Origin of the sequence: Streptomyces litchfieldiae (genome assembly GCF_031845365.1) — a bacterium.
Classification (GTDB): domain Bacteria; phylum Actinomycetota; class Actinomycetes; order Streptomycetales; family Streptomycetaceae; genus Streptomyces; species Streptomyces litchfieldiae.
The window spans coordinates 60,404-70,727 of record NZ_JAVREL010000032.1; the positions used below are offsets into that span (position 1 = coordinate 60,404).

Here is a 10,324-nt window from a genome sequence, read left to right on the forward strand (position 1 = left end):
GCTGCGGACGATGAACGCACTTCCCGAGCCGCCTCACCGCAGGAGCCCGCATGCTCTCCGCACGCGTCCCCGCCCTCTCGCCGCCGCTCACCGGACACCTTTCCATGGGGAGCCCGGCCGGCTCCCCGGACGCGGTGTCCGTCGACAGCCGCTCGCTGCGACGAGGAGGCCGGCCCTGGCTGCCGGTGATGGGGGAGTTCCACTTCAGCCGCTACCCTCGGTCCGACTGGCGCGAGGAACTGCTGAAGACGCGCGCCGGCGGCATCGACACCGTCGCCACCTACCTGTTCTGGAATCAGCACGAGGAACGGCCCGGCGACTTCCGCTTCGAAGACGGCCTGGACGTACGGCACTTCGTGTCGCTGTGCGGGGAGCTGGGACTCGCCGCCGTGGTGCGCCTCGGCCCCTGGGCACACGGCGAATGCCGCAACGGCGGCTTCCCCGACTGGCTGGCGGAGCGGGACTGCGTCCCGCGCACCGACGACCCGGCGTACCTCACGCTCGTCCGCCGCTACTACGCGCGCATCGCCCACGAGCTGCGCGGCCTGTCGTCCTTCGACGGCGGCCCCATCGTGGGGATCCAGGTGGAGAACGAGCTGTACGACCAGCCCGGCCATCTGGCGACCCTGCGCCGCATCGCCGAGAAGGAGGGGCTGCGCGCCCCGCTGTGGACGGCCACCGCCTGGGGCGCCGCCGCGCTGCCCCCCGACGTGGTGCTGCCCCTGTACGGCGGCTACCCGGAGGCGTTCTGGGAGGACGCCTTCGAGGGCTGGGCCCGCGAGATGCGCCGGCACTACTTCTTCACGCCGATCCGCGACGACCACAACATCGGGGCGGACCTGCGCGCCTCCCGGCCGGCCGGCACCGGCCCCGACGACCGCCGCTACCCGTACGCCACCTGCGAGCTGGGTGCGGGGATGGCCATCGCCTACCACCGCCGGCCGACCGTTCGCGCCGCCGACGTCACCGCCCTGGCGCTGGCCAAGCTCGGCAGCGGTTCGGTCTGGCAGGGCTACTACCTCTACCACGGCTGCTCTCAGCGGCTGGACCTGGAGCTGCCCAACCAGGAGTCGCACGCCACCGGTTACCCCAACGACCTCCCGACCGTCACCTACGACTTCCAGGCGCCGCTCGGCGAGTACGGCCAGGTCCGGCCGTCCTGGCACGGACTGCGCGCCCAGCACCTGTTCCTGCGCGACTCCGGCGCGGACCTGGCCGGCATGCCGCTGTGCCAGCCGGAGACCGTGCCCGGTGACCTGGACGACCGGGGCACACTCCGCTGGGCCGTACGGGCCGCGGGCGGCAGCGGCTTCGTGTTCGTCAACAACCACCAGCCGCACGAGCCGCTGCCGGACCGGCACGGCGTCCGCTTCGCCGTGGAACTGGGCGACACCACGGTGACGCTCCCCGCCGAGCCGGTGACCGTTCCCTCCGGGGCTCACTTCGTATGGCCCATCGGCTACGACCTGGGGCGCGGCGCGCGCCTGTCCTGGGCCAGCGCCCAGCCCGTGACGCGGCTGCCCGTGGCCGGGACACCGCTCGCCGTGTTCACCGCCACGCCCGGCATCACCCCGCAGTTCGCGTTCCCCCCGGACACCGACGTCGCCGTCCCGGCCCGTTCCGGCGGCGTGAGCCGGACGGCGGACGGCACCGTGGTGACGGTCACCGCGCCGGGCACCGACGCCCTGCTGACCGTCACCACGCCCGACGGCCCGGTGCGCCTCCTGGTCCTGAGCGCCGGGCAGGCCCCTGCCCTGCACCGGGTCCGGCTCGCCGGCGGTGACCGGCTGGTGCTCTGCCCCGCGCTCGTCCTCGCCGACGGCGACGAACTGCGGGTCCACACCGACGCCGACCGGCTCGACCTGGCGTTCCTGCCCGCCCCCGCCCGGCTCGACGGACCCGGCCTCGCCCCGGCCGACCCGGACGGCGCCTTCACCCGCTGGTCCCTGACGCTCCCCGCCCCGCCCGCCGCCGTCGGCGTCGAGTGCGTGCGCGCCACGGCGTCCGCCGCCCCCGCCCGCACCGGCGGCCCCCACGACCGGACCTCCGCGCCCGAGGACGCGGCGTTCGACCACGCCGCCGTCCACCGCGTCACCGTGCCGCCGGCGGCGTTCGACGGCGACGGCGAGGTCCTGCTGCGCGTCCGCTACACCGGAGACGTCGCCCGCGCCTACATCGGCGGCAGGCTCGTCGCCGACCACTTCTGGTTCGGGCCGGACTGGGAGATCGGCCTCCGGCGCTTCGCCGCCGAGGTCATCGAACACGGCCTGGAACTGCGCGTCCTGCCGCTGGCCGCCGACAGCGCCGTCCACGTCGACCCCGCGGTCCGCCCCGGACTGGCCGCCGCCCGCACCCGCGCCGGGGTCGACTCCGCCGTCCTCGTTCCCCTGCACCGTGCCACCCTGCGCCCGACCACCGGAGATGACGATGACTGAACCGAGCCGCAGGACACTCCTGCGCGGCCTCGCGGGAGCCGGGCTCGGCGCCCTCGCCGTGCCCGCGCTCGCCGCCTGCGGCGGCGCCGACGCCACCCCCGTCGCCTCGGGACCCGTCGACCTCCGACTGTGGACCCACGACCCCGGTTATGTGACCACCTTCCAGACGGCGGTCGCCGACCCGGCCCTGACGGCGGGCTCCCGCTACGAGTTCGCGGTGAACGTCACCAACGCCGCCCCGGCGGACATCGTCACGCGGATGATCACCCAGGCCGTGGCCGACGGGAACACGCCCGATCTGGCCGGGGTCGTCATCGACCAGTTCCCGCGCGTCATGGTGTCCTCGATCGCCGAGCACCTCTTCACCGACCTGACCGACATCGTCGCGCCCTTCGGCGACGAACTCCTCAAACTCGCCCCCTACTCGGTGGACGGCAAGCCCTACGGGCTGGACTCCGACAACTCCATCTCCGTCCTCTACTACCGGCAGGACGTCTTCGCCGAGCACGGCGTACCCGAGGACGTGGCGACCTGGGAGGAACTGGCCGAGCACGGCGAACGCCTCGCCCGCGACCGCGACATCAGCCTCGGCATGGTCTCCACCGGCGACAACGGCTCCGTCGTCAACGCCTTCCTGCAACTGCTGCTCCAGCGTGGCGGAGGCGCGTTCGACGTGTCGGGCGAGCTGGTCCTCGACTCGCAAGAGGCCCTCGAAGTCCTGGAGTTCATGACAGCCGGCGTGCGCACCGGATTCCTGCTCGCCCTCCCCGACCCCTACGGCAGCGCCTGCGCCGCCGCGCTGAAGTCCGGACGACTCGCGGCCACCGTCATGCCCAACTGGTACAACGCCTACGGGCTCCAGGCCAACGTGCCGGACCAGCAGGGCAGATGGCGCATGCGCACCCTGCCCCGGTTCACCGGCGGCGGGCACATCGCCTCGACCCTCGGCGGCACCGCGTTCACCGTCCTGAAGGACAAGGCCAACACGCAGGCCGCCCTGGAACTGCTCGGCCGCGTCTACCTCACCCGCGAGGGGCAGATCCTGCGCTACCGCTCCGGGGGCTACCTCCCCACCCTGAAATCCCTGTACCAGGACCCGGAACTGCTCGGCGTCGAAAACGCCTACCTCGGCGGACAGCGGGTCTTCGACGTCTACAGCCGCGCCGCGGCCGATCTGCCGCTGTTCTACCAGGCCGCCGGCATGCAGATTCTGACCGATGTCCTGGGCGGCCCGGTGCTGGACGCCCTCAAGGGACGCACCTCCCCGGCCGCCGCGATCGAGGCCGGCATCGGGGCCTACCGACAGCAGGTGAAGCGATGACCGCACCCACCACCTACCGACCGCGGCCGGAGGCCCGCGACACGGCCGACGCCCCCGCCGCGCCCCGGCAGTCCTGGTGGTCGCGCCACCAACGCGGCCTGGCGCCCTACGTCTTCATCTCCCCCTTCTACCTCCTCTATGTCTTCTTCCTCCTGGTGCCGATCCTGGTGGGCGTCTACCTGAGCTGCACCGAATGGGCCGGCCTCGGCTCGCCCACCTGGGTGGGCCTGCGCAACTACCGTGACCTGCTGACCGACAACAGCTTCTGGACCTCGGTCGGCAACACGGCCTTCTACGTCGCCTTCACCCTGGTCGTCGTGGTGCCCGCCGCCCTGCTCATCGCCCAGGCCCTCAACACCCGCGGGCTGCGCGGCCGGGATCTCTTCCGGATGACGTACTTCATGCCGGTCGTCATCTCGCCCATCGTCATCACCCTGATGTTCGGACTCTTCTTCGACAACGAGTTCGGGCTGATCAACGGCACGCTCCAGGCGCTCTTCGGATTCGGCGGCATCGACTGGCTCGGCGACCCCCAGTGGGCCAAGTTCTCCGTTGTCGTCCTGGTGCTGTGGCGCTGGACCGGCTACCTGACGATCTTCTTCCTGGCCGGCCTCCAGAACGTGCCCCGCGAGCTGTACGAGGCGGCGGCCATCGACGGCGCGGGCCCGGTGCGCCGGTTCTGGGACGTCACACTGCCCGCGCTGCGGCCGGTGACCGCGTTCGTCGCCGTCACCGTGCTGGTCAGCTCGGCGCAGATCTTCGAAGAGCCGTTCCTCCTCACACAGGGCGGCCCGGGCGAATCGACCATGTCGGTCGCCATGTTCATCTACCGGGCCGGCTTCCAGCGCCAGCAGCTCGGATACGCCGCGGCGGCCGGCGTGCTGCTGTTCATCGCCGTCTTCACGCTCGGCTACCTGGCCAACCGGATCCTGGGCATCGGAAGGGAGTCCCGATGACAACCGCCGCACACGCCCCCACGCCGACCGCGCCCACCGGGCGCCGCCGCGCCGGCAACCGGGTGCTGCTGTACGCGTTCCTGATATCGCTGCTGGTGGTCTTCGCGCTGCCGCTGCTGTGGGCGCTGTCCTCGTCCTTCAAGGCGCGCGGCGACATCTTCGCCTACCCGCCGCAGCCGCTGCCGCTCCCCGGCACGCTGGCCAACTACCGCGGCCTGCTGGACGGGCAGCCGTATCGGAGCTGGCTGGTCACCAGCACCCTGGTGGCCGCCATCTCCACGGCGGCGGCCGTGGGACTGTGCTCGCTGGCCGGGTTCGCCTTCGCCAAATACCGCTTCCGGGGCAAGAACCTGCTGTTCAACATCATGTTCAGCTCACTGGCCGTGCCGTTCGCGGTCATCGTCGTCCCGCTGTTCATCATGGTGGCCAAGGCACACCTGACGACCCCGTACTTCGCGCTCGTCGTCCCCTGGGTGGCACCCGCGTTCGGCATCTTCATGATGCGGCAGTACACCGAGCAGTCCGTCCCCGACGCCCTGCTGGACGCGGCCCGGGTCGACGGCTGCACCGAGTTCGGCCTCTTCCGCCGCGTGGTGCTGCCGCTGCTGCGGCCCGCCCTCGGCGCGCTGGGCGTATGGTCCTTCCTGACCAGCTACAACAGCCTCATCTGGCCGCTCATCGTGATCAGCGAACCGGGCGACTACACCCTGCCGCTGGGCATCCAGGCGCTGTTCGGCGCCACCAGCCGCCAGTACGACCTGGTGCTCGCGGCCAGTGTGCTCGCCGCGATACCGAGCCTGCTGGTCTTCTTCCTGCTGCGCAAACAGCTCCTGGAAGGGCTCACGGCCGGAGCCGTCAAGTCCTGACCCGAACCGACCACAGAAAGGCTCACCGTGCCCACCCCGCTGCCCGCCCACCTCCCCGGGAAACTCACCATCACCCTCTGGGACTTCACCTGGTACACCCGCACGGGTCCCGGGGAGCCCTTCGAGGACCTCGACCGCGCCTTCGCCCAGGCCGCGGAACGCGGCTACAACACCATCCGGATCTGCGCCATGCCGTTCCTGCTGTTCGGCTCCGGCATCGACACCCACCGCCTGCGGCTGGGGCCGCTCGGCGGCGCCTTTGGCCAGCGGGTCCGCTGGTACGACGTCCGCGGCACCACCGAGATCGACGGCCGCGCCCACCTGCTGGCACTCTTCGAGGCCGCCCGCCGCCACGACTTCTTCGTCATCCTCTCCAGTTGGGAGTACCAGCAGAGCCCGTCCTTCGCCGGGGACCGGCGCTGGTTCGACGCCCTGATGGCCATCGACCCCGAACGGCGCGCCGAGGCCCTGGCCGACGCCCTCGCCGACCTGATCGACTTCCTCGCCGAACACGGCGGGCTGGACGACCGCGTCGCCTTCACCGAGCTGCACAACGAGGTCCAGGCCGGCCGGCTCGCCGACGAACTCTCCGGCCACGACCGGGTGGTGGAGCTGCGGCCCCGCCTGAGGCGCGGAATCGCCCGATTCAAGGAGCGCCACCCGGACCGGCCCGTCACCGTCAACTACGCGGAGGTGCCCGTCGGTTCGCTGCGCGGCATCCCCGCCGAGGTGGATGTCGCCGTCTTCCACCCCTACGTCTACGGCGTCCTCGGCGAGCTCATCGACACCTTCGCGCTGCGCGACCCCGCCCGCCCGTTCCCGCAGGACGCGGCCCGCCGTGAGCTGCTGCGGGACGACGCGCCCGACCTGGCCGACTGGGCACCCCCGGCCGCCGACCGGTGGCGGCTGGAGGCGACCATCGTGGGCCTCCGCGAGCTGTATGTGCACGACTGGTGCGACCCGCTGAAGTGGGACGCCTGGCTGTACGACCGCTACGCCACCCACCGCCTGGCCATGGAGCAGCGGCTGGTCACCTGGATCGCCGCTGCTGCCGACTGGGCGGCGGGGGCCGGGGTGCCGTTCGTCTTCGGCGAGGGATGGGTCGGCTACACGCCCCCGCACGGCACGTTCGAGGAGGGCCCGGTCGGCGCGGCGATCTGCCGCCGGGCGGTCGCCGAGAGCGCCCGCGCCGGCGCCCTGGGCACGGTCGTCTGCTCCAACGCGGCGCCGCACCACGCCATGTGGCAGGACATCGCGCTCCAGCGCGAGTGCAACGACGCCTTCCGCGGCTGACCCGCCGACCGCTGATCCGGGCGGGCCGCCCCGCGGCGCCCCGGCCGGATCAGCGCCCCGCGCCCGTTCGTCGTCGCCCGCCGCACCGGAGACGACGGGCAGCTCGTCGTCCGAGGCGATCAGCACGTCCACCCGGGGCAGCATCGCGGCGGCCCGGGCCGAGGACCACGGCCGCGCCCGGTGGTTGACGTCCAGGACCACGGTCCGGCCCCGCTCGCGCGCGACCAGCGCGGGCGCCAGATGCCCCGGATCCAGCCGGGAGGCGGCCGACCCCGCGCGCCAGTAGTGGACCCGCGCGGTGCCCGCCCCCGGTCCTCCGGAGCAGTGCCCCGGTGGGCACGCCACCGTCACCCGGGCCGGTGCCCCGACCGCGAGCGGCCCGCCCACCTGGACCGACAGCATGGCCTCGTCGAACGTCAGCACCTGAAGCGGCGGCCGGTCCTCGCTCAACGGTCGCTCCCCTCGAACTCCCCGGCGCGGGCCGCGGCGATGACCCCGGCGGCATCGGCGGCATTGAGGGACACCTCGATCAGCGAGACGCCCTCCTCGGCCAGCGCCAGCACCGGCCGCGGCGCGGCACCGCCGTCCCGGCCGCGGACGATGGCGGCCAGCCGCTCGCGGCGCAGTCCACGGGTGCGCTTCTCATGTCCGGGTCACCATTCCGCGAACGAGCCGTCGGGGTGCCGCCAGATGGGCCCCCGCCAGTCAGGCGCGCGGCCGTCGGCGGCGCGCACGGCCCGCTCGTCCACCTCGATGCCGAGCCCCGGGCCGGCCGGGCGCCGGAAGTGGCCCTCGTGGAAGCGGAACACCTCGCGGTCGACCACATAGTCCAGCACCTCCGCACCCGTGTTGTAGTGGATGCCGATGCTCTGCTCCTGGATCAGGAAGTTGGGTGTCGCGAAGGCGATCTGGAGGCTCGCGGCCAGCGACACCGGGCCCAGCGGGCAGTGCGGGGCGATGGGCGTGTCGAACGTCTCGGCCAGCGCCGCGATGCGGCGGACCTCGGATATCCCGCCGGCGTGCGAGAGGTCCGGCTGGAGCACCGCCACACCGGCGCGCAGCGCGGGCAGCACGTCCGTGCGGGAGTACAGCCGTTCACCGGTGGCCACCGGCACGGGCGAGGCGGCGATCAGGTCGCCCAGCAGGTGGGTGTACTCCGGCAGCAGCGGCTCCTCCGCGAAGAGCGGATTGCTCGGCGCCAGCAGCGGCAGCACCTTGCGGGCGTTCGCCGTGCTGAAGCGGCCGTGGAAGTCGACGGCGAAGTCCCGGTCGGGCCCGAGCGCCTCGCGGGCGGCCTCGGCCCGTTCCACGACGCGGTCCAGGTCCGTGACGGTGGCCAGCCGGTTCATGCGGCCGCTCGCGTTCATCTTGACGGCCGTGAAGCCCGCCTCGACCTGCGCGGCGACCGCGTCGGCGATCTCGGCCGGCTCGTCGCCGCCGACCCAGCTATAGGCGCGGACCCGGTCCCGGACGGGGCCGCCGAGCAGGACGTGCACCGGCGCGCCGAAGACCTTTCCGGCGATGTCCCACAGCGCCTGGTCCAGCCCCGCGACCGCGCTGGAGAGCACGGGCCCGCCCCGGTAGAACGACCCCTTGGTCATCACCTGCCAGTGGTCCTCGATGCGCAACGGGTCCTTGCCCACCAGCAGTTCGGCCAGCTCGTGGACGGCGGTGCGCACGGTGGCGGCCCGGCCCTCCACCACCGGCTCGCCCCAGCCGACGACACCGTCGTCGGTCTCGACGCGGCACAGCAGCCAGCGGGGTGGTATGGCGAACGTCTCGATGCGGGCGATTTTCACGTGGTGCTCCTGGCTTGCGCGGACGCGTGAACGGGGGCGGTTTCGCTCGTGAGGACGCTGGACGCTCACGAACTGGTCTTCAGCACACTCCAGCCACCGTCGACGACGAGTGAGGCTCCGGTGACGAAGGAGGCGTCCTCGTGCAGGAGGAACGCGATGGCCGCGGCCACCTCCTCGGGGCGCCCGAGGCGGCGGACGGCGGTCTGCTCGGCGCTGGCGGCCCGGTCCGCCTCGGAGATGCCGTCCCAGGCGGGGGTCAGTACGGGCCCGGGCAGCACCGCGTTTACGCGGACCTCCGTGCCGTACTCCACGGCGAGCTGCCGGGTCAGCCCGGTCAGCGCGGCCTTGCCCGCCGCGTAGGCGGGCCGGCCGGGCAGCCCGACCAGCGCGTGCACGGAGGAGACCAGGACGGCACTGCCCCCGGTGCGGCGCAGATCCGGCAGACAGGCTCGGAACCCCAGGAAGGAGCCGGTCAGCCCCACGGACAACTGGCGGTTCCAGTCGGCGAGTTCCGTTTCGTGGGCGGGCGCGATGGTCACCGTGGTGGCGTTGCTCACGAGTCCGGACACCGGGCCGAAGCGCTCGCCGGCCACCCGCACGGCCCGCTGCCAGTCGGCCTCGTCGGAGACGTCGCAGGACTGGAACGCGGCCCGGCCACCCGCCTCCCGGATCGCCGCCGCGACCGCCTCGCCGGCGTCGGGCCGCACATCCGCGACGAGCACGCCGGCCCCCTCGGCGGCCAGCCGCCGGGCCGTGGCGGCGCCGATACCCGAGGCGGCTCCCGTGAGGATGACGCACCGGCCGCCGAACCGGCCCTTGTGAGACGTCGGAGATGGCACGAGACTCCTCCAAGCGGGAAACGGCCACGCGATGGGTGGCGCCCGGACACCTGCTCGTTCCATTAAATATGAATTATTGCGCCCTGCCAAGAGAGTCGATGACTGAGGGAGTGCCGGGCGAGGGGGAGGCCGACGCGGCCCGGTTGCCGCGATCAGGGAACGACGGGCGCACTCCGCTGTGCCGTCTCGAGCACGGCCGCCACCGCGGTCGGGACCATGGCCGTCGCGTTGTGGACGGGGGCGGTCAGGTCGGCGACATACGGGGCGGGAACGGCCCCCTCGGCGGCCACGGTGACGGCCGTGGCCGTGCCGGCTCCTGCCGCGCAAACGGCTCCGCATACCAATGTGACGACAACTGTCTTCGTGTGCTTCATGACCCACTCCTGAACTTCCGCCGCGGCCCGTTGCCGCGGCCACACCGTCAACGGAGCACCGGTCCGTGAGGTAACGCCGATCAAGGAACGTTCGCCCGCGCCTCGTTCGGGGCGTTGCTGCCCGAACGGAGTGTCGGTGAACGGAACTTCTTCAGACCGTCGAACGGAGGTCGGGGCGGCGAACGGGTTCGGGGTGCGCTCCCCGGATGACCCATCCGCCGCGGGTGGTGCGAGAGTTCCTCCGGCCGGCCTACTGTGGAACTCTTCGAGCAATGGAAACGGGAACGCGGTCGTGTCGACGTGCAGGGACGCCACCTAGCCCCGTACTTCGCGGGTCGCTGATTCAGGTCTGCAACCAGCGCGGTTGCATCACTTCTAGGCCGAGGAGGTCCAGCAGGTGGAGGTGGACTCCCCGGGCCATGAGGATGGTGGGCGGGTCGG

8 protein-coding genes are annotated in these 10,324 nt (G+C 72.5%); 5 read left to right on the top strand and 3 right to left on the bottom strand.

Annotated elements, in window-relative coordinates; genetic code table 11:
• Positions 1–50: 50 nt before the first annotated feature.
• From RM590_RS33520 to RM590_RS33540, 5 genes are read left to right on the top strand one after another with little or no spacing between them, the layout of a single operon-like run.
• The gene (locus RM590_RS33520) at positions 51–2,435 is read left to right on the top strand and encodes a beta-galactosidase (protein ID WP_311708569.1); all 2,385 of its coding nucleotides are present in this window, start codon (positions 51–53) and stop codon (positions 2,433–2,435) included.
• Positions 2,428–3,756 carry an ABC transporter substrate-binding protein gene (locus RM590_RS33525; RefSeq protein WP_311708570.1) on the top strand — a complete coding sequence of 443 codons (1,329 nt, stop codon included), beginning with the start codon at positions 2,428–2,430 and terminating at the stop codon, positions 3,754–3,756. The genes RM590_RS33520 and RM590_RS33525 overlap by 8 nt, the downstream gene beginning before the upstream one ends.
• Positions 3,753–4,712, top strand: coding sequence for a carbohydrate ABC transporter permease (locus RM590_RS33530; protein WP_311708571.1), 960 nt, complete (start codon positions 3,753–3,755; stop codon positions 4,710–4,712). The genes RM590_RS33525 and RM590_RS33530 overlap by 4 nt, the downstream gene beginning before the upstream one ends.
• Complete coding sequence (locus RM590_RS33535) at positions 4,709–5,578, top strand: carbohydrate ABC transporter permease (protein ID WP_311708572.1); 870 nt, start codon at positions 4,709–4,711, stop codon at positions 5,576–5,578. Before RM590_RS33530 ends, RM590_RS33535 begins: the two co-directional genes overlap by 4 nt.
• 27 nt (positions 5,579–5,605) lie before the next feature.
• Positions 5,606–6,871 (top strand): cellulase-like family protein, encoded by a 1,266-nt coding sequence (locus RM590_RS33540; protein WP_311708573.1) that lies wholly within the window; start codon positions 5,606–5,608, stop codon positions 6,869–6,871.
• Between the two features lie 653 nt (positions 6,872–7,524).
• On the opposite strand, the gene dgoD is transcribed toward RM590_RS33540, so the two are convergent.
• The 3 genes from dgoD to RM590_RS33560 form a co-directional block, all read right to left on the bottom strand.
• Positions 7,525–8,670, bottom strand: a complete 1,146-nt coding sequence (gene dgoD, locus RM590_RS33550; RefSeq protein ID WP_311708574.1) for a galactonate dehydratase — start codon at positions 8,668–8,670, stop codon at positions 7,525–7,527.
• Positions 8,671–8,735: 65 nt separating this feature from the next.
• Positions 8,736–9,509: an SDR family NAD(P)-dependent oxidoreductase gene (locus RM590_RS33555; RefSeq protein ID WP_311708575.1), complete on the bottom strand. Its 774-nt coding sequence runs from the start codon at positions 9,507–9,509 to the stop codon at positions 8,736–8,738.
• Between the two features lie 152 nt (positions 9,510–9,661).
• Positions 9,662–9,883, bottom strand: a complete 222-nt coding sequence (locus RM590_RS33560) for a hypothetical protein (RefSeq protein ID WP_311708576.1) — start codon at positions 9,881–9,883, stop codon at positions 9,662–9,664.
• Between the last annotated feature and the right edge of the window lie 441 nt (positions 9,884–10,324).